General features: G+C 62.7%; 20 protein-coding genes and 1 tRNA gene. 6 read left to right on the top strand and 15 right to left on the bottom strand.

The window, feature by feature from the left end; translation table 11 throughout:
- Nucleotides 1–6: 6 nt before the first annotated feature.
- Entirely contained in the window at nt 7–1,056 is a 1,050-nt protein-coding gene (gene queA / locus ACIQUS_RS05785; RefSeq protein WP_403044011.1) for a tRNA preQ1(34) S-adenosylmethionine ribosyltransferase-isomerase QueA, read from the bottom strand.
- Between the two features lie 108 nt (nt 1,057–1,164).
- On the opposite strand from queA, the gene ACIQUS_RS05790 reads away from it, so the two are divergent.
- Nucleotides 1,165–1,249 (top strand) — tRNA-Leu (locus tag ACIQUS_RS05790).
- Between the two features lie 192 nt (nt 1,250–1,441).
- Here ACIQUS_RS05790 and ACIQUS_RS05795 read toward each other — a convergent pair.
- Nucleotides 1,442–1,633, bottom strand: coding sequence for a DUF4223 family protein (locus ACIQUS_RS05795; protein ID WP_285865402.1), 192 nt, complete (start codon nt 1,631–1,633; stop codon nt 1,442–1,444).
- A 361-nt stretch (nt 1,634–1,994) separates the two neighbouring features.
- Between ACIQUS_RS05795 and ACIQUS_RS05800 the strand changes: the two genes are divergently transcribed.
- Together ACIQUS_RS05800 and ACIQUS_RS05805 are read left to right on the top strand one after the other, a co-directional pair.
- Nucleotides 1,995–3,395: an amino acid permease gene (locus ACIQUS_RS05800; protein WP_403044015.1), complete on the top strand. Its 1,401-nt coding sequence runs from the start codon at nt 1,995–1,997 to the stop codon at nt 3,393–3,395.
- 68 nt (nt 3,396–3,463) lie between these two features.
- Nucleotides 3,464–3,940, top strand: a complete 477-nt coding sequence (locus ACIQUS_RS05805) for a GNAT family N-acetyltransferase (RefSeq protein ID WP_403044018.1) — start codon at nt 3,464–3,466, stop codon at nt 3,938–3,940.
- 197 nt (nt 3,941–4,137) lie between these two features.
- Here ACIQUS_RS05805 and phnE read toward each other — a convergent pair whose 3' ends face one another.
- The 4 genes from phnE to ACIQUS_RS05825 are packed head-to-tail and all read right to left on the bottom strand — an operon-like array spanning nt 4,138 to nt 7,368.
- Nucleotides 4,138–4,905 carry a phosphonate ABC transporter, permease protein PhnE gene (phnE, locus tag ACIQUS_RS05810; protein ID WP_403044021.1) on the bottom strand — a complete coding sequence of 256 codons (768 nt, stop codon included), beginning with the start codon at nt 4,903–4,905 and terminating at the stop codon, nt 4,138–4,140.
- Nucleotides 4,902–5,729, bottom strand: a complete 828-nt coding sequence (locus ACIQUS_RS05815) for a PhnE/PtxC family ABC transporter permease (protein WP_403044024.1) — start codon at nt 5,727–5,729, stop codon at nt 4,902–4,904. Before ACIQUS_RS05815 ends, phnE begins: the two co-directional genes overlap by 4 nt.
- Entirely contained in the window at nt 5,723–6,517 is a 795-nt protein-coding gene (locus ACIQUS_RS05820) for a phosphonate ABC transporter ATP-binding protein (RefSeq protein WP_403044027.1), read from the bottom strand. The genes ACIQUS_RS05815 and ACIQUS_RS05820 overlap by 7 nt, the downstream gene beginning before the upstream one ends.
- Nucleotides 6,514–7,368 (bottom strand): putative selenate ABC transporter substrate-binding protein, encoded by an 855-nt coding sequence (locus ACIQUS_RS05825; RefSeq protein WP_403044029.1) that lies wholly within the window; start codon nt 7,366–7,368, stop codon nt 6,514–6,516. Before ACIQUS_RS05825 ends, ACIQUS_RS05820 begins: the two co-directional genes overlap by 4 nt.
- Before the next feature lie 122 nt (nt 7,369–7,490).
- Between ACIQUS_RS05825 and selD the strand changes: the two genes are divergently transcribed.
- The gene (selD, locus tag ACIQUS_RS05830; protein ID WP_403044032.1) at nt 7,491–8,525 is read left to right on the top strand and encodes a selenide, water dikinase SelD; all 1,035 of its coding nucleotides are present in this window, start codon (nt 7,491–7,493) and stop codon (nt 8,523–8,525) included.
- The gene (mnmH, locus tag ACIQUS_RS05835) at nt 8,525–9,628 is read left to right on the top strand and encodes a tRNA 2-selenouridine(34) synthase MnmH (protein WP_403044035.1); all 1,104 of its coding nucleotides are present in this window, start codon (nt 8,525–8,527) and stop codon (nt 9,626–9,628) included. Before selD ends, mnmH begins: the two co-directional genes overlap by 1 nt.
- 11 nt (nt 9,629–9,639) lie before the next feature.
- On the opposite strand, the gene ACIQUS_RS05840 is transcribed toward mnmH, so the two are convergent.
- Together ACIQUS_RS05840 and ACIQUS_RS05845 are read right to left on the bottom strand one after the other, a co-directional pair.
- Entirely contained in the window at nt 9,640–10,020 is a 381-nt protein-coding gene (locus ACIQUS_RS05840) for a lysozyme inhibitor LprI family protein (protein ID WP_403044038.1), read from the bottom strand.
- Nucleotides 10,021–10,044: 24 nt separating this feature from the next.
- Nucleotides 10,045–10,959, bottom strand: a complete 915-nt coding sequence (locus ACIQUS_RS05845) for a LysR family transcriptional regulator (RefSeq protein WP_403044040.1) — start codon at nt 10,957–10,959, stop codon at nt 10,045–10,047.
- Between the two features lie 89 nt (nt 10,960–11,048).
- Between ACIQUS_RS05845 and ACIQUS_RS05850 the strand changes: the two genes are divergently transcribed.
- Nucleotides 11,049–11,528, top strand: a complete 480-nt coding sequence (locus tag ACIQUS_RS05850; RefSeq protein ID WP_403044042.1) for a DMT family transporter — start codon at nt 11,049–11,051, stop codon at nt 11,526–11,528.
- On the opposite strand, the gene ACIQUS_RS05855 is transcribed toward ACIQUS_RS05850, so the two are convergent.
- The 7 genes from ACIQUS_RS05855 to ACIQUS_RS05885 form a co-directional block, all read right to left on the bottom strand.
- On the bottom strand, nt 11,525–12,079 hold the full coding sequence (locus ACIQUS_RS05855; RefSeq protein ID WP_403044626.1) for a hypothetical protein: 555 nt from the start codon (nt 12,077–12,079) through the stop codon (nt 11,525–11,527). The genes ACIQUS_RS05850 and ACIQUS_RS05855 overlap by 4 nt on opposite strands.
- A gap of 133 nt (nt 12,080–12,212) precedes the next feature.
- Nucleotides 12,213–12,587 (bottom strand): YkgJ family cysteine cluster protein, encoded by a 375-nt coding sequence (locus ACIQUS_RS05860; RefSeq protein ID WP_403044045.1) that lies wholly within the window; start codon nt 12,585–12,587, stop codon nt 12,213–12,215.
- Between the two features lie 150 nt (nt 12,588–12,737).
- On the bottom strand, nt 12,738–13,955 hold the full coding sequence (gene alaC / locus ACIQUS_RS05865) for an alanine transaminase (RefSeq protein ID WP_403044048.1): 1,218 nt from the start codon (nt 13,953–13,955) through the stop codon (nt 12,738–12,740).
- A 106-nt stretch (nt 13,956–14,061) separates the two neighbouring features.
- Entirely contained in the window at nt 14,062–15,192 is a 1,131-nt protein-coding gene (locus ACIQUS_RS05870; protein WP_403044052.1) for a hypothetical protein, read from the bottom strand.
- A 152-nt stretch (nt 15,193–15,344) separates the two neighbouring features.
- Complete coding sequence (cyoE, locus tag ACIQUS_RS05875; protein WP_403044054.1) at nt 15,345–16,232, bottom strand: heme o synthase; 888 nt, start codon at nt 16,230–16,232, stop codon at nt 15,345–15,347.
- Nucleotides 16,233–16,243: 11 nt separating this feature from the next.
- A complete protein-coding gene (cyoD, locus tag ACIQUS_RS05880) occupies nt 16,244–16,576 on the bottom strand; it encodes a cytochrome o ubiquinol oxidase subunit IV (RefSeq protein WP_403044057.1) in 333 nt (110 codons plus the stop codon).
- Nucleotides 16,577–17,206 carry a cytochrome o ubiquinol oxidase subunit III gene (locus ACIQUS_RS05885; RefSeq protein ID WP_285865423.1) on the bottom strand — a complete coding sequence of 210 codons (630 nt, stop codon included), beginning with the start codon at nt 17,204–17,206 and terminating at the stop codon, nt 16,577–16,579.
- Nucleotides 17,207–17,208: the final 2 nt, after the last annotated feature.

Genomic DNA, 17,208 nt, shown 5'->3' on the forward strand with positions numbered 1-17,208 from the left:
TGCGACTCATGCTTGATCCTCGGGGCCACGCGGCGCCGGATTGCGGGTGATGAACATGGCATCACCGTAACTGAAGAAGCGGTATCCGTTTTTCACCGCCACCGCGTAGGCAGCCATGGTCTCGGGGTAACCGGCGAATGCCGAAACCAGCATCAGCAGCGTGGATTCGGGCAGGTGGAAGTTGGTGACCAGGGCGTCGACCACATGGAACGGCCGACCCGGGTAGATAAAGATGTCGGTGTCGCCGCTGAAGGCCTTGAGCACACCGTCACGGGCGGCGCTTTCCAGCGAACGCACACTGGTGGTGCCCACGGCGATCACCCGGCCACCCCGGGCGCGACAGGCAGCCACGGCGTCGACCACATCCTGGCCGACCTCCAGCCACTCTTTGTGCATGTGGTGGTCTTCGATGCGCTCGACCCGCACCGGCTGGAAGGTGCCAGCACCGACGTGCAGGGTGACGAAAGCGGTCTGCACACCCTTGGCGGCGATCTTCGCCAGCAACTCTTCATCGAAGTGCAGCCCGGCGGTGGGGGCGGCAACGGCACCGGCGCGCTCGGCATACACCGTCTGGTAGCGCTCGCGGTCGGCGCCTTCGTCCGGGCGGTCGATGTAGGGCGGCAGCGGCATGTGGCCGACCCGGTCGAGCAGCGGCAGCACTTCCTCACTGAAGCGCAACTCGAACAGGGTGTCGTGGCGGGCAACCATCTCGGCCTCGCCACCACCGTCGAACAGAATCTGCGTACCCGGCTTGGGCGACTTGCTCGAACGCACGTGGGCCAGCACGCGATGGCTGTCCAGCACCCGCTCGACGAGGATTTCCAGCTTGCCGCCACTGGCCTTCTGGCCGAACAGACGCGCCGGAATGACCCGGGTATTGTTGAACACCATCAGATCGCCCGGACGCAAATGCTCGAGCAAGTCGGTGAACTGGCGATGCGCCAGTGCCCCGCTCGGCCCATCCAGGGTCAACAGCCGGCTGCTGTGGCGCTGCGCCAGCGGATGGCGAGCGATCAGGGAATCAGGGAGCTCAAAAGAGAAATCGGCGACGCGCATGATGGTGTTCGGTTCGACAGGGTCGCAAAGTTTAGCCGAAACCACGAAAATTGACCATGAAACCTGATTGACCAACGGTAGGCTCCTCTCTATACTTCGCCGCCACAAGCCCTGATGGCGGAATTGGTAGACGCGGCGGATTCAAAATCCGTTTTCGAAAGGAGTGGGAGTTCGAGTCTCCCTCGGGGCACCAAACGCACAAAAAAGCCGACTGAAAAGTCGGCTTTTTTGTGGGCGCGATTTATCGCCGCCGCCCCACCACAAGCCACACGCCCCTACCCACCGGCATGCACCCTCCGACCAGAAAACAAAAACCCCCTGCTACATCGGGTAGCAGGGGGCCTTGGATCAACCCTGAAGCGGATTGATCAGTGCAGCGCTAGAATTATTGCTGCTGCGGCAGCTTGTCGATCGGGCCGCAACCGCCAATAACTTTAGAAATGGAAACCGAAGGGTGGAACAGGTAGTCGTAAGAGCAATTCTTTGGCTGGTTGTAGACTTGACCCGTGCAACCCGAGAGCAGTGCTACGCCCGAAACTACAGCGACAGCAACCGATGCTTTCAACAGCTTTTTCATACAAAGTCCTTTAAATTATGAAACACCGCCTTTCTGGCGGACGCGCGATTATACGGAAAACCAGCACACCTCTCCAGTCGGCCGCAGCACTCGCTTGCAGGCCATCCTGAGCGCTGAAAAGTCCTCAGCCCGATGTCGCAATCGGACTCGATCACGGCGTAATCGACAAACACGCCAGACGATACTCCTAGGTAAGGTTGCCCGGCCTCTTTCAACCATGCATTCGTTGTGTTGACTGATCGATCAGGACAACTTACACGTTTTAGCCATGCCACTTCCCAGGTGTTTGAAGGCAACTAGCAGTGCTCGCTTGACGATCGGTCAACGCCTCCCATGATCAAACACAAAGAGAATAAGCATAATGATCAGCTCGGGCTCCGAAGATTCGAAAGGTCAACTGGCGCAGGGCTTCAAGCCGCGCCATGTCACCATGCTTTCAATTGCCGGCATCATCGGTGCCGGTCTGTTCGTCGGCTCCGGGCATGCCATTGCCGCCGCCGGTCCCGCGGCCATCCTGGCGTACATCCTGTCCGGCATCCTGGTCATCCTGGTGATGCGCATGCTCGGCGAGATGGCGGTGGCCAGGCCCGATACCGGCTCCTTTTCCACCTACGCCGACCAGGCCATCGGGCCCTGGGCAGGTTTTACCATTGGCTGGATGTACTGGTGGTTCTGGGTCCTGGTGATTCCCATCGAAGCCCTGGCGGCCGGGCATGTGCTCAACACCTGGTTCCCGCAGGTCGAGGCCTGGCTGTTCGCCCTGCTGTCGATCATCGTCCTGGCGGCGACCAACCTGTTCAGCGTTTCCAAGTACGGCGAGTTCGAATTCTGGTTCGCCATGTTCAAGGTGCTGGCGATCATCGCGTTCATCGCCCTGGGTTTTGCCGCGCTGATGGGCTGGGTGCCGGACCGCGAAGTCAGCGGCTTGAGCCGGCTGCTCGATGAGCACGGCGGCTTTGCGCCCAATGGCGTGTCTGCCGTGGTCGGTGCTTTCATTACGGTGATGTTCAGCTTTATCGGTATCGAAGCGGTGACCATCGCGGCCGCCGAATCGCAAAGCCCGGCAAAGAACATCGCCCGGGCCACCCGCTCGGTGATCTGGCGCATCGGCGTGTTCTACCTGCTGTCGATTTCCGTGATCATTTCCATCGTGCCCTGGAACGACCCGCTGCTGGCCGAAGTGGGCTCCTATCAGCGAGCGCTGGAGCTGATGAACATTCCCCACGCCAAGTTCATGATGGATGTGGTGGTGCTGGTCGCCGTGGCCAGTTGCATGAACTCGTCGATCTATATTGCATCGCGCATGCTCTACTCGCTGGGCAAGCGTGGCGAGGCGCCAAAGCAGGTGAAGGTCACCTCCCACGTCGGCGTGCCACGCATGGCGGTGATTGCCAGCACGGTCTTGGGTGCGGTGATTACTGTGGTCAGCTACTTCGCTCCGGCGGGTCTGTTCCAGTTCCTGTTGGCCAGCTCCGGCGCCATTGCCTTGCTGGTGTACCTGGTGATCGCCATCTCGCAACTGCGTATGCGCGCAATGCTGCAGCGCCAGCAGGTGCAGCTTGAAGTGTGCATGTGGTTGTTCCCGTGGCTCACCTACGCAGTGATCGCTTTCATCATCGCGGCCCTGGGCGTCATGCTGGCGACTCCGGCGCACCGTGCCGAAGTGACCACCACCATTGGCCTGGCGCTGGCGATATCCCTGGTCGGCATCGTCCTGACCCGACAGCACGGGCAGCCGGCGCGGGTTGGCTCCACGGTCTAAGGTTAGGGACCGGGCAGGGATTGTGTGTACGATCCCTGCAACGCCCCGCCCCTTGAGAGAGCTGCCCCATGGAGTTGATCCACCGCCCTGTCCAGCCCCACGACATCGCCACGATCTGCTGCTTCCCCCAGGGCCCGGATGAGCTGTTCTACATGTTCCCCAGGGCCGAGTATCCGCTGACACCGACACAGTTGAGCGACGCCATCACCAGCCGCAGTGGCTCGACCGTGGTCGAAGGTGACGGCACGGTGCTGGCCTTTGCCAACTTCTACAAGGCTGAACACGGTGGCGTCTGCGCCCTGGGCAATGTGGTGGTCGCCCCCGCCGCACGTGGTCACGGGGTGGCGCGGTATCTGGTGCAGTGCATGATCGAACTGGCACGCAGTCAGTTCGATGCCCGCGAGGTGTGGGTGTCCTGCTTCAACCACAACACGGCGGGGTTACTGCTTTATCCACAGCTGGGTTTTGTGCCGTTCGCCGTCGAGGAGCGCCAGGGACCGGGCAATACGCGGGTGGCATTAGTGCAGATGAAGCAGGTGCTGTAACTGAAACACGACCTGTAGGAGCGGGTAGCCGCTGCCGAGGAACGAGGCTGCGATCGACTGCACAGCAGTCGCAACCCTGACACCTCGTTGTACCTGGCGCACTGAGGTCGCCAGGTTCTACGGCCGTTTCACGGCCGATCGCAGCCTGGCGGCAGCGGCTACACCGTCAGGCATCAAGGCCATTGCTCCTACCGATGTCAGGCGCGCACGAAGCGTTGCCTGAGCAGGTCGCTCAGGGCATCCACCAGCAACACCAGGACCAGCATGGCGATGATCACCGTGCTGGCCTGGGCCTCCTGGAACAGGCTCAGGGTGGTGTAGAGCATCTGTCCCAGGCCGCCGGCCCCGACAAAACCCAGCACGCTGGCCATGCGGATATTGTTCTCCCAGCGGTACAAGCTATAGGCCAGTAATTGCGGCCAGAGGTTGGGCAAGGTGCCAAAGCAAAATGCCGTGACCTGACTGCCACCCTGCAGGCGGATGGCTGCAGCAGGCTCGGGTGGTGCATTCTCCAGTGCTTCGGCGAACAGGCGACCGAGCACGCCACTGGTGTGCAACGCCAGCGCCAGGGTGCCGGCATTCGGTCCCAGGCCCGCCGCCAGCACCGTCAGCGCCGCCCAGACCAGTTCCGGAATCGCCCGCAGGGCATTGAGCAGCAAGCGCGCCGCCCCCTGTAGCGGCCAGCCGAAACGCCCCGCTGCCGGCAAGGCCAGCAACAGGCCGAGCATGACGGCGAGCAAGGTCCCAAGTCCCGACATGGCCAGGGTCTCCAGCGCCCCCTTGGCGACCGCCCGTAGATGATCCGGGCTCAGGTCGGGACTGAAAAAGCGCAGCGCATAGGCGCCCATCTGCCCTAGCCCGTCACCCCCGAACAGCGCTTGCAGATCGAGGCTCAGGTAGGCGAACGAAGCCAGCACCGCCGCCGCCACGGCCAGGACCAACGCGGCATTGACCAGCGCTCTCATGCCAGCCTCCCGCGCAACAAGCGGCTGAGCTGGTCGGCCAGCCAGACCAGCGCCAGGAAGGTCAGCAACATGCTCGCCACCTCCGCCCCGGCGAACATGCGCATCGACAGGTCGATCTGCTGCCCCAGGCCGCCAGCGCCGACGAAGCCCATCACCACCGAAGCGCGTATCGCACACTCCCAGCGGTATACGGTGTAGGACACCAGCTCTGCCGCCGCATCGGGCAGGATGCCGTAGAAAAATGCGCTCAAGCGACTGCTGCCCGCCTGCAACAGGGCATGGGCCGGGCGCTGGTTGACCGACTCGAAGATCTCCGCGTAGACCTTGCCGAGCATGCCGCTGTAGGTGATGGCGATGGCCAGCACCCCGGCGGTCGGCCCCAGGCCCACGGCACGCACGAACAACAGCGCCCAAACGATTTCCGGCACGCTGCGCAGGAAGATCAGCAGGCCGCGCACCGGCAGGCGCACCGTGCGGGACCAGAACCCCAGGCGCCCGCCGCAGGACGCGGCCCGCAGCGATAACGCACGGCTGGCCAACAGGCTGGCCGGGATGGCCAGGAGCAAGGCCAGGGCCATGCCCGCAGTCGCCACTGCCAATGTCTGCACCGTGGCGTCGAACAACAGGCCAAGAAAGTCCCGATCATGGGCCGGCGGCCAGAAGGCGCTGACGAAGTTGCCCATTTCTCGACGATTATCGGCCTGCAGCAACACCCCGGGGTTCAACTCGCTGAGCCGGATTCCCGGCCACAACAGGGCAACCGCCAGCAGGGCAAGCAACAGCCTGGGCCATGCCGCCGGGTCGCGGGCGTCGGTTTTCAGCATCGGGGAATCTGCAGGTTGAGGGCCGGCAGCGCCAAGGGTGGCGAGGCCAGGTGTTCATTGGCGTAAAGGGCATCGAGCAGCTCGCTGGAAACGTCGCCCGCCGGGCGATCGAATGCCACCTGCCCGTCACGGATACCGACCACCCGCGGGAAGTGCGCCAGCGCCAGCTCCACCGCATGCAGGCTGGCGACCAGGGTCACGCCCCGCTCACGGGCGTGCTGGTTGAGGGTTTTCAGGCTGTGCTCGGCCAACACCGGGTCCATGGCCGACACCGGTTCGTCGGCGAGCAGGATCTCCGGCCGCTGGTACAGCGCCCGGGCGATGCCGACACGCTGCAACTGGCCGCCGGACAGCTGCCCGCACTGGGCGAAAAGCTTGTCGGCCATGCCCAGGCCGGACAGCACCTCACGCACTCCAGCAATGTCCGATGGATGCAGCAGGTTGAGCAGGCCGCGCAGGGTACTCCACTGCCCCAGACGCCCTGCCAGCACGGCGGTCACCACCCTTTGCCGGGGCGGCAAGGGCGGCGCCTGGTGGATCAGCGCGATGCGCGCACGCAGGCGCTGGCGGGCAGGCGCCGATAACCGCCACGGCGCCTCGCCGAGCAGCTCGACACTACCGGTGTCTGGCGCGATGGCGCTGGCGAGCAACTGCAACAGGCTGGACTTGCCCGCTCCGGACGGGCCGATGATCGCCACCTGCTCTCCCGGGGCGATCTGCAGGTCGACGCCGAGCAAGGCCTGGACCTGTCCATGGCGCAGGCCGGCGCCGGCAAGGCGGATGGTCATTTCAGCAATTCAGCGGCCCGGGCGGCCTCCTCGATGCCCTTGTAGTTGTCCGGGCTGGTCTCGATGAAGCGACTGGCAGCCTGCAGGTCGAGGATCGCCTTGTCTTCCGGTTTGGTCGGGTCGAGGGCGAGGAACGCCTGCTTGATCTTCTCCTTGAGAGCCGGATCCAGACTGCCGCGTACAGTCCAGTTGTAGTCGTAATAGCTTGGCGTGGTGGCGAAAACCCTGACCTTGCTGGTGTCGACCTTGCCCGCGTCCACCAGCTTTTGCCAGACACTGGCATTGAGCACGCCGGCATCGACCTTGCCGGCCTGGACCCAGGCGGCGGTGGCATCATGGGCCCCGGAATAGGCGACACGGCTGAAGTAACTCTCAGGCTTGATGTTGTCGTCCTTGAGCATGAAATAGCGCGGCATCAAGCTGCCGGAGGTGGACGAAATCGAACCGAAGGCAAAGGTCTTGCCCTTGAGGTCGGCCAGGCTCTTGACATCGGGGTTGGCAGTAATGAATTTGCTGGTGAATTTCGCGTCCTGCTCACGCTGCACCAAAGGCGTTGCGGTCGGGCTCTTCAGGTGCACTTGGACAAAGGTAAAACCGCCCAGCCAGGCCATGTCCAGGCGATCGGTGGCCAGGGCCTCGACCACCGCCGGATAGTCGGCCACCGGTACAAACTCCACCTTCATGCCCAGTTGCTGTTCCAGGTACTCACCCAGCGGCTTGAACTTGCGCAGCAGTTCGGTGGGCGCCTCGTCAGGAATGGCACTCACCTTCAGGGTGTCTGCCGCCAGGGCAAGGTAGGAGGAGCAGGACAGCACGAGGCCGGCGAACAGCGCCAGGGGACGTTTGAGCATAGGGCATTCTCCAGTTCGATAGCGAAGGCGCTGTCGGCATCAGGCCGCCCCGGGAAGTATAAGAGGCCTCGGCGCAAAGACCAGCTTTGCTACACTCGAGCCTCTCATTGGTCGAGGTACGTATGAACGAACCGATTCGTCTGACCCAGTACAGCCACGGAGCAGGTTGTGGCTGCAAGATCTCGCCGAAGATGCTGGAAGTCATTCTTGCCGAAAGCGGCACCCAGGCGCTGGACCCGAAGCTCTGGGTCGGTAACGCGTCACGAGACGATGCTGCCGTCTACGCCCTGGATGACGAACGCGGCGTGGTGTCGACCACCGATTTCTTCATGCCGATCGTCGATGATCCCTACGACTTCGGACGCATCGCCGCCACCAATGCCATCAGCGACATCTACGCCATGGGCGGCGATCCACTGATGGCCATCGCCATTCTCGGCTGGCCGATCAACGTACTGGCGCCGGAAGTGGCCCGTGAAGTGATCCGTGGCGGTCGCGCGGTGTGCGCCGAAGCCGGCATTCCGCTGGCCGGCGGTCACTCGATCGACGCCCCCGAACCCATCTTCGGCCTGGCCGTGACCGGTGTGGTGAACAAGCGCCACATGAAGCGCAATGACACCGCCACCCAGGGCTGCCGCCTGTACCTGAGCAAACCACTGGGCATCGGCATCCTCACCACCGCCGAGAAGAAATCCAAGCTGCGCGAACAGGACAAAGGCCTGGCCCGCGACTGGATGTGCACCCTCAACACCCCCGGCAGCCGCTTCGGCAAGCTGGCCGGGGTCAAGGCCATGACCGATGTCACCGGCTTCGGCCTGCTTGGCCACCTGGTCGAACTGGCCGACGGCAGTGGCTTGAGCGCGCGCCTGGACTACAGCGCCGTGCCACGCCTGCCAGGCGTCGACTATTACCTGGCTGAAGGCTGCGTACCCGGTGGCACCCTGCGCAATTTCGATAGCTACGGCCACAAGATCGCGCCACTGAACGATGAGCAGAAGCACCTGCTGTGCGACCCGCAGACCAGCGGCGGCCTACTGGTGGCGGTAGCACCTGAAGGTGAAGCCGAGTTCCTCGCCGTTGCCGCCGAACTGGGCCTTGAGCTCGCACCGATCGGCGAACTGGTCGAGCGACAGCGCTACGCGGTTGAGGTCCTTTAATGCGTGACAACAGCACCAACTACCGCGAACTGTTCCTGAACGACACCCCGATGATGGACATGCGCGCCCCGGTCGAATTTACCAGGGGCGCCTTCCCCAGTGCCATCAACCTGCCGCTGATGAATGACCTTGAGCGGCAGAAGGTTGGCACCTGCTACAAGCAGCACGGCCAGCAGGCAGCCATTGCCCTTGGCCATCAATTGGTCAGTGGTCACACCAAGGATGAACGGGTGGCCAGCTGGGCCGCCTTCGCCCGCGCCCACCCGGAGGGTTACCTCTACTGTTTTCGTGGCGGCCTGCGTTCACAGATCGTCCAGCAATGGCTCAAGGAAGAAGCCGGCATCCATTACCCCAAAGTGGTCGGCGGCTACAAGGCGATGCGTAATTTCCTGCTGCAGACCACCCAGGGCGCGGTGAACGAATGCAGTTTCGTGCTGGTCGGCGGCCTCACCGGCACCGGCAAGACCGAGCTGTTGCACAGGCTGGAAAACGCGCTGGACCTGGAAGGCCATGCCAACCACCGCGGTTCCAGCTTCGGCAAGCGCGCCACCGGCCAGCCGGCGCAAATCGATTTCGAGAACCAGCTGGCCATCGACCTGCTGAAAAAGCGAGCACGTGGCATCGAGCAGTTCGTGCTGGAAGATGAAGGGCGCATCGTCGGCAGTTGCGCAGTCCCCCTGGAGCTGTACCAGGGGATGCGCCACTACCCACTGGTATGGCTGGAAGACAGCTTCGACAACCGCGTCGAGCGGATCCTGAACGACTATGTCACCAACCTGTGTGCCGAGTTCGTCACGCTGCACGGTGACGAACAAGGTTTCCTGCACTTCGCCGAACGCCTGCAGCAAAGCATGGGCAATATCCTCAAACGCCTGGGTGGTGAACGTTACCAGCGCCTTTCAGCGTTGCTGTTGCAAGCGCTTGAAGAACAGCGACGCAGCGGCGATGTCGCCCTGCACCGCGCCTGGATCACCGGCCTGCTTGGCGAGTACTACGACCCGATGTATGCCTACCAGCGTGACAGCAAGGCCGAACGCATCGAGTTTGCCGGCGATCAGGTCCAGGTGTGCGAATACCTCAAGGCTCGCGCCGCCCGCCACTGATCAGGCAGTACTCAAGGCCCGAGCAGTTTGCCCAGCTCGTCTGCCCGGGCCTTGGTCATCTCCAGCACGCAGCCTACACCGTTGAGCTGGTCCATGGTGCCACCGGTGAGACCGTAGTACAGGCCGCAATTGGCATCACGGTACTTTATCCACAGGCGCTGGGCATCGCGCAACTTGTCTTGCTGCCCAGACTCAAGGCCGGCCATGGCGGATGTGTAGGCGCTGTTCAGGCGGGCGTCCTGGCGTTCAATCTCGGCGCCGTTGCAGTCGTTCATGTCCACCGTGGTGGTGGCGGTTTTCATGCATTGGCTGTAGGCAGGCGAATCGCCCTGGGCGAAGGCAAAGGGAGCAAGGGTGGTCACCAGCGCGATGGCCAGCCGAGAGTGCTTCATTGGGGGAACTCCTTGTAAGGGAGGCTACAGGATAATCTGTCGACCACAGACCTGCGCCACCCGCTCGCGCAACCAATGATGCCCGGCGTCCCCTTCGCGGCGCTGGTGCCACGCCTGCTGAAAGGCGAATGCCTTGATCGGCAACGGCGGCTCGAAGCGGCGCAGGCACGGGTCGAGCTTGCCACTGTCCAGGCTGCGCCGGGCCACCGTGAGGATCAGGTCGGTACCGGCGATCACCTCCTGGGCCGCCGCCCAGTGAGGCAGCGCCAACGCCACTCGCCGACGGGCATCGATCGCGCTGAGCGCCAGGTCGATTTCGTTGTCGATGCCCGGTCGCACGGCCACCAGCACATGGGGCCGCGCCAGCCAGTCGGTCAGGCTCAGACCACCACGCGGCGGCAAGCCGCTACGGTCGGCGATGCAGGTAAAGCGCTCTTCGAACAAGGTCTCGACCTGCAACTCGGCGCTCACCTGCGGGAATACCCCCAGCGCCAGGTCAGCCTCGCCATCGAACAGATGACCCAGCATCGCCTCACGGCTACCCTGGATGACCACCAGATCGATTCCCGGCGCCTCTTCCCGCAGTACCCGCATCAGCCCCGGCAACACCACCCGTGCGCCGTAGTCCGACATTGCCAGGCGAAAGCTGCGTCGCGCCTTCCCCGGCTCGAAGCCGGGCCGGGCAATCAAGCCGTCGAGCTGCTCCAGCGCCTGCTGCAGCGGCTCGATCAAGGCCTGGGCACGGGCAGTGGCCTGTAGGCGCCCGCCCCGGCGCACCAGCAAGGGATCGGCGAACACCTCTCGCAACTGCGCCAGTGCATGACTTACCGCCGGTTGGCTGCGATGCAGGCGCAGGGCTGCGCGGGATACATGCTGCTCAGCCAGCAAGGCATGCAAGGTGAGCAACAGGTTGAGATCTATACGGCGAAGATCATCCATAGTACGAATAACTCCTGTGCACCGTTCGAATTTCCATTACCCATATCGATAACCAAGACTCTAGCAAGTCACTTTCAAGGAGTCTTGCCATGAGCCTGTCTTTTTCCCCCGTCGCTCTATTGCCTTTGGCCATCGCCCTGCTGGCCGGCGCAGCGGTGCCCTTCCAGGCCGGCAGCAACGCCACCCTCGGGCGCCTGCTCGGGCATCCGCTGTGGGCCTCCCTGGTGTCCCTGGGCGTCAGCGTTTTGATGGTCATCCCGGCGCTGCTGGTGCTGCGCGCCCCGCTCCCGCAACTCGTTGCCCTGGCCCAGGCGCCCTGGTGGGCCTGGCTGGGCGGTGTCGCCGGGGTTGCCTACATCACTGCCGCACTGGTACTCACACCGCGCCTGGGCGCTGCCGGGTTTATCGTCTGTGTGATTGCCGGCCAGGTGTTGTCATCCCTGCTGATCGACCAATGGGGGCTCATGGGGTTGGCGCAGCGCCCGGTCAACAGCCTGCGCCTGGCCGGGGTCGGCCTGATCGTGTTCGGCATGCTGGTGGTGCAGTGGGGCACGTCGGCTGCGCGCTAGATGGCCTCGGGGTTGGAGGTCTGGTGCCTGGGCGGTGGCTCCAGCGCCCGCTTGATTTCAAATCGCAGGCCGGGGTCCTGGACCCCGAAGCTGATGAACACGCCCAGCGCCACCACCAGCAAGCCATCGGCCCAGTGCCACCCTGGCACCGGCTCACCCTGGCGGGCACGACGACACCACCAGCCCTGCGCCAGGCAAAAGCCGAGAATCGCCCCCAGCCACAGGTAGTAGCCAGGCCCGAAGTGGGCCACGTTGACGAATTCGTAGCTGCGGTTGTCTGGCAGGCGCTCGATCCCCAGGCTCGCCAGCGCCAGATACAGCGCCGCCAGCCCAAGGGCCAGCGACACCCGGCGCCAGCGTCGGTGCAGCAGGATGGCCAGCCCAAGCAACGGATTGGCAATCCACCCGTAGAGGCCGAACATCAAGCCCCAGGGCCCGTACAACAGGGCCTGCAAGGCATGCATGCGGCCCCCGCCAGCGAGGTACATGGCGTTGAAACACAGGCTTGCCAGAAACAGCAGCAGGGAGAGTGCAATGTAATGCCGGGCTATCTTCACGCGCCCGGCTCCAGTAGCAGCCAAAGGTTGAGGGCAATCCCGGTGGAAGGTGGCACGGGAAGAACTCCTGTTCTGGCCGGAAAGTCCGACAGTCTAACGCAAGACGCCCGTGGACCTGCCAGCCACCTCAGGCGACTTCCGGTTCTTCGCCAGGCCAAATCGGCTCGTTGGCTTCCAGCGGCGGCAGGCCATAGGCGGCGCGGGCAGCATCGCAGCTGGGGTTGGGCTGGCCATTGACCCAGGCCGCCTCGAACTCGCGGCAGGGGCTTGACCGTTGCTCATAAAGCGAGCAACTCACGCCCTTGCCGATCTCGCCTTCAAGGCCGATGCAACGGCAAGGTTTACTGTCGGTCCCGATCATCGCCACGCGAGTCGGGTTGATCTGCACCACCAGGTCGTCGGGCACCAGGCCTCCCGCCGACGTGCACTCGCCCCAGAAGAAAGACACACGGAAATACCCGCAGCAGGCGCCGCAGTTCAAGCAAGGATTATATTCGGACATGATGAGCAAGACGGGGGGCAGATTATGGTTATTGGGAGCAAACCCGCCGCTATTCTATGCTTCGGCCCGATTTTGAGAAGAGGGGCCAGGCAGAAAAAAACCGTCGCTGACGGACGGTTTTTTTCATGTCGATGAACGGACCACAGTCGCTTACTTTGGCGACTTCACCTCTACCCCGTCAGCCCGGAACATCTGCCGGATGCCACGCACCGCCTGGCGAATGCGGTCCTGGTTCTCGATCAGGGCAAAACGCACGTGATCGTCACCGTAGTCGCCAAAACCGATGCCCGGCGACACGCAGACCTTGGCCTCGGCCAGGAGCTTCTTGGCGAACTCCAGCGAACCCAGGTGCGCGTACTGCTCGGGGATCTTGGCCCAGACATACATCGAGGCCTTGGGGTTCTCGACCATCCAGCCCAGCTCGTGCAGGCCCTTGACCAGCACGTTGCGGCGCTGGCGATACTGCTCGGCGATATCCCGCACGCATTGCTGGTCGCCTTCCAGGGCGGCAATCGCGGCCACTTGCAGCGGGGTGAAGGTGCCGTAGTCGTGGTAGCTCTTGATCCGCGCCAGGGCGCTGACCAGCTCCGGATTGCCGACCATGAAGCCAATCCGCCAGCCGGCCATGTTGTAGCTCTTGGACAGGGTGAAGAATTCCACCGCAATGTCCTTGGCGCCCGGCACCTGCATGATCGAGGGCGCCTTCCAGCCGTCATAGACGATGTCGGCGTAGGCCAGGTCATGAACCACCAGCACGTCGTACTGCTTGGCCAGGGCCACCACCCGCTCGAAGAAATCCAGTTCGACGCATTGGGCGGTCGGGTTGGAGGGAAAGCCGAGGATCATCATCTTCGGCTTGGGAATCGACTCGCGAATCGCCCGCTCCAGCTCGTTGAAGAAGTCCACCCCCGGCACCAGCGGCACGGAGCGCACCTGGGCACCGGCGATCACTGCACCGTAGATGTGGATCGGGTAGCTGGGGTTGGGCACCAGCACCGTATCGCCATGGTCCAGGGTGCCGAGCATCAGGTGCGCCAGGCCCTCTTTGGAACCGATGGTGACGATGGCTTCGCTTTCCGGGTCGATATCGACCTCGTAGCGCTCCTTGTACCAGCGCGAGATTGCCCGGCGCAGGCGCGGGATACCGCGGGAAGTCGAGTAGCCGTGGGTGTCTTCACGCTGGGCGACCTGCACCAGCTTTTCGACGATGTGCAGCGGCGTGCCCCCATCGGGGTTGCCCATGCTCAGGTCGATGATATCTTCGCCACGACGGCGCGCGGCCATCTTGAGTTCGGCGGTGATATTGAAGACGTAGGGGGGGAGACGATCGATGCGCGCAAAGCGGCGCGGCGAACCTTGGTCAGCCATGGCTTCCTCGAAGACGTAAGCGCCCGGAACCGTCCGAGCGACGTTGGCCACTGCGGTGGCCGAGGCCTGAAGATAGTGCCTTGGCCACCTGGCTGTCCAGCGAAACCTAACGGATGTCTTTATAGGCCAACCCGTCCTTTGCCACCGGGCTGGCCAATCCCTCGCTTGGCGCCAAGCGCGTCCCTTTGACCGCGGAGAACATATAGCCCTTACTACCGACGGACACACTGCGGTCGCCCTTGTCGCTGGTGCCGATGGTGTAGGTGTACTTGCGGATCGCCTGGTATTTGCCCTCATCCCGTGCCAGCGCCTGGTGATACTCGGCCAGTTGCCTGTCCGTCAGTTTGAGCATCTTGTCCAGCTTCGCCCCCCAGCGCGTCAGGCACACCTCGGCGAAGTGGCGAACGATCAAGCCAGGTTCCGCCAATACCTTAGGCCCGGCATCACCGTTGGCGGAGGCATTGCCGACCAGCGTGGCATGCCGGCCCGGGATCGGATAGATATGGCAGCGGGTACTGGCATGGGTTTCAGGAACGACGCAGGTAAAACCGGCGGAGCGCTCATCCCGCGCATAAAAGCCGACATACTGCCTGACGTTCGCCCCCAGTTTGACCCGATGGACCTGGAAGTTCCCGGTGCCCGGTACAGGATCAGCCGCGAAGATATTCACGGGAATCTTGTTGAGCTCCGGATCCGCAAGCATCGCGTTGGCCAGCATGTGGCAACTGATACCGCCGCGGCTCCAGCCCACCAGGTTGACCTGGGTAGGCACGATACCGTCCTTGCGAAATTGCTTGATGATCTGTTCCTGAAGCATCTGCGGCGTCACCTTGCGGTCACCGTAGCTGTAGGTACGCCAGAACCAGGACGCAGTGGCGGTCATCTCCGGAATCGAAACACCCGCAGCTTTGAGCCGCTGGTACTCCTCTTCACTCAATGCCTTGCGCTGCCAATTGCTTTTGCCCTTGATGATCTGCAGGGCGTGGCTGACATTCTCCTCCCAGCCCTTGCCGAATGCGGTCGCCGTCCAGTTGTAGTAGCCACCACTCTCAACGAACAGGTTGTCAGCCTGCAGATTGCCGCTGCCGGGGCCATCGACCGCGATCCAGTGTGCGTATTCCTTGCCCAGGTCATTGGCGGCCAGGGTCGAGATCAGCTCGCCACTCCAGAAGTTGGGGTTGGTGTCGTCAAATCGATGGGACCCGGTACCACAGAAGTAAACCGTCAGTACGCTCATGTCTTGCCTTCCTTGAATGCATGAGCCGGCACTGTAGCCACGCCGTTCATACCGAGGCAGCAGGTAGGCCTACCCGCAGTCCCACAAGGTCGGCACAAACGAAAACGCCCCGGGCTTTGCGGCCCGGGGCGTTTTCGTTCAACCCGTCACACTCAGTGTGCGTAGGTCATCAGCACATCGGTCGGCAGCTTGGTGTCCAACGACATCATCACGCTCAAGGCGGTGATGGTGAAGATCGAGAACACGAACAGCTTGCGTGCCCAGAGACGATCATCCACAGCCTTGTAGCCGGTCCAGGCCATGTACAGCCAGTACATGCCCATGGCCGCGGCAACCGCCATGTAGCTGGTACCGGCATAGCCACCCAGGGTCAGCATCAGTGTCGCCACGAGGAACGCCACGATGTACCAGAGGATGTGCTTCTTGGCCACTTCGATACCGCGCTTGACCGGCAGCACCGGAATCGAAGCTGCCAGGTAGTCATTGAAGCGGAAGATCGCAATGGCGTAGGAATGCGGCATCTGCCAGAGGCTGAACATCACCAGCAGGGTCAGCGCAGCCAGGTCGAAGCTGTTGCTCACGGCGCAGTAGCCGATCACCGGAGGCATGGCACCGGACAGGCTGCCAACCAGGGTGCCGTGCACCGATTTGCGCTTCAGGTACAGGCTGTAGAAGCCGACGTAGACGATGAAGCCGATCAGGCCGAACAGCGCCGCCAGGAAGTTGGCCTGCACATACAGCAGGCCAAGCCCGGCCACCCCGAGCAGGGTGGCGTAGGCCAGCGCGACGCTCAGCGAGATCTCGCCCTGAACCATCGCACGGTTCTTGGTACGTTCCATCTTGATGTCGATGTCACGGTCGATGCAGTTGTTGAACACGCAACCGGACGCCACCACCAACGAAGTACCAATCACCGTGGCCAGAAACAGCATGAAGTCGACATGCCCCTGCGCGGCAAGGAAAAAACCGCCTGCCACGGAAAGCACGTTACCGAAAATGATCCCCGGTTTGGTGATTTGGATAAAGTGCTTAACGGACATGCAGACTTACCTCACTTGGCCATCATTGCGGTGTGGATGCTGAACATGATCCACAGCGACAGGCCGACCAGCAGTGCAATGACCATCGCTGTAAACAGGAAGGTCGATACGTTGGAGCGTTGTTCCTCGGAGCGGTCCATGTGCAGGAAGTACACCAAGTGTACCACCACCTGGATGACTGCCAGGGCCACCACGATCATGATCGTGATGTCTTTGGGCATGCTCGGGAACATCACCAGGCCGAACGGAATCGCAGTCAGGATCACCGACAGGACGAAGCCGATCAGGTAGGACTTCACGCTGCCGTGGTTGCCCTCGGCGTGGCTGTTATGTGCGTTAGCCATTTACAGAACTCCCAGCAGATACACAACGGTGAACACGCAGATCCAGACCACGTCCAGGAAGTGCCAGAACAGGCTCAGGCAGCTCATGCGGGTCTTGGCGGTGCCAGTGATACCGTGCTTGTTGATCTGGTACATCATGACCGCCATCCAGATCAGACCTGCGGTTACGTGCAGACCGTGGGTACCGACCAGCGCGAAGAACGCCGACAGGAAGCCACTGCGCTGCGGGCCGTAGCCTTCGGCGATCAGGTGATGGAACTCATAGACTTCCATCGCGATGAAGCCGGCACCGAACAGGAAGGTGATGGCCAGCCAGCCCAGCACGCCGCCCTTGTTGCCCTTGAACATCTGCAACATGGCGAAGCCGAAGGTGATACTCGACAGCAACAGCAGTGCGGTTTCAACCGCGACAAAATCCAGCTGGAAAATGTCATGACCCGACGGGCCGCCGGCAAAACTGCCGGACAGCACCGCGTAGGTGGCGAAGAGCGACGCAAACAGGATGCAGTCGGTCATCAGGTACAGCCAGAAACCGAATACGGTCATCTGGCCCGAGTCGTGGTGGTGATCGTCATGCCCATGGTCGTGACCATGAGCATGAGTGTCTGCATTGATTACATGACTGGACATTG

Origin of the sequence: Pseudomonas sp. NPDC090755 (assembly GCF_044769005.1) — a bacterium.
Classification (GTDB): Bacteria; Pseudomonadota; Gammaproteobacteria; order Pseudomonadales; family Pseudomonadaceae; genus Aquipseudomonas.

Bases quoted from the DNA above. Each gene is read 5' to 3' on its own strand.
- ACIQUS_RS05815 (WP_403044024.1), bottom strand. From the start codon at position 5,729: ATGCTGAAAACCGACGCCCGCGACCCGGCGGCATGGCCCAGGCTGTTG.
- phnE (WP_403044021.1), bottom strand. From the start codon at position 4,905: ATGAGAGCGCTGGTCAATGCCGCGTTGGTCCTGGCCGTGGCGGCGGCG.
- ACIQUS_RS05795 (WP_285865402.1), bottom strand. From the start codon at position 1,633: ATGAAAAAGCTGTTGAAAGCATCGGTTGCTGTCGCTGTAGTTTCGGGC.
- cyoE (WP_403044054.1), bottom strand. From the start codon at position 16,232: ATGTCCGTTAAGCACTTTATCCAAATCACCAAACCGGGGATCATTTTC.
- ACIQUS_RS05845 (WP_403044040.1), bottom strand. From the start codon at position 10,959: ATGGATGATCTTCGCCGTATAGATCTCAACCTGTTGCTCACCTTGCAT.
- ACIQUS_RS05870 (WP_403044052.1), bottom strand. From the start codon at position 15,192: ATGAGCGTACTGACGGTTTACTTCTGTGGTACCGGGTCCCATCGATTT.
- ACIQUS_RS05820 (WP_403044027.1), bottom strand. From the start codon at position 6,517: ATGACCATCCGCCTTGCCGGCGCCGGCCTGCGCCATGGACAGGTCCAG.
- ACIQUS_RS05840 (WP_403044038.1), bottom strand. From the start codon at position 10,020: ATGAAGCACTCTCGGCTGGCCATCGCGCTGGTGACCACCCTTGCTCCC.
- ACIQUS_RS05805 (WP_403044018.1), top strand. From the start codon at position 3,464: ATGGAGTTGATCCACCGCCCTGTCCAGCCCCACGACATCGCCACGATC.
- ACIQUS_RS05825 (WP_403044029.1), bottom strand. From the start codon at position 7,368: ATGCTCAAACGTCCCCTGGCGCTGTTCGCCGGCCTCGTGCTGTCCTGC.
- ACIQUS_RS05800 (WP_403044015.1), top strand. From the start codon at position 1,995: ATGATCAGCTCGGGCTCCGAAGATTCGAAAGGTCAACTGGCGCAGGGC.
- queA (WP_403044011.1), bottom strand. From the start codon at position 1,056: ATGCGCGTCGCCGATTTCTCTTTTGAGCTCCCTGATTCCCTGATCGCT.
- ACIQUS_RS05885 (WP_285865423.1), bottom strand. From the start codon at position 17,206: ATGTCCAGTCATGTAATCAATGCAGACACTCATGCTCATGGTCACGAC.
- selD (WP_403044032.1), top strand. From the start codon at position 7,491: ATGAACGAACCGATTCGTCTGACCCAGTACAGCCACGGAGCAGGTTGT.
- ACIQUS_RS05850 (WP_403044042.1), top strand. From the start codon at position 11,049: ATGAGCCTGTCTTTTTCCCCCGTCGCTCTATTGCCTTTGGCCATCGCC.
- ACIQUS_RS05860 (WP_403044045.1), bottom strand. From the start codon at position 12,587: ATGTCCGAATATAATCCTTGCTTGAACTGCGGCGCCTGCTGCGGGTAT.
- mnmH (WP_403044035.1), top strand. From the start codon at position 8,525: ATGCGTGACAACAGCACCAACTACCGCGAACTGTTCCTGAACGACACC.
- alaC (WP_403044048.1), bottom strand. From the start codon at position 13,955: ATGGCTGACCAAGGTTCGCCGCGCCGCTTTGCGCGCATCGATCGTCTC.
- cyoD (WP_403044057.1), bottom strand. From the start codon at position 16,576: ATGGCTAACGCACATAACAGCCACGCCGAGGGCAACCACGGCAGCGTG.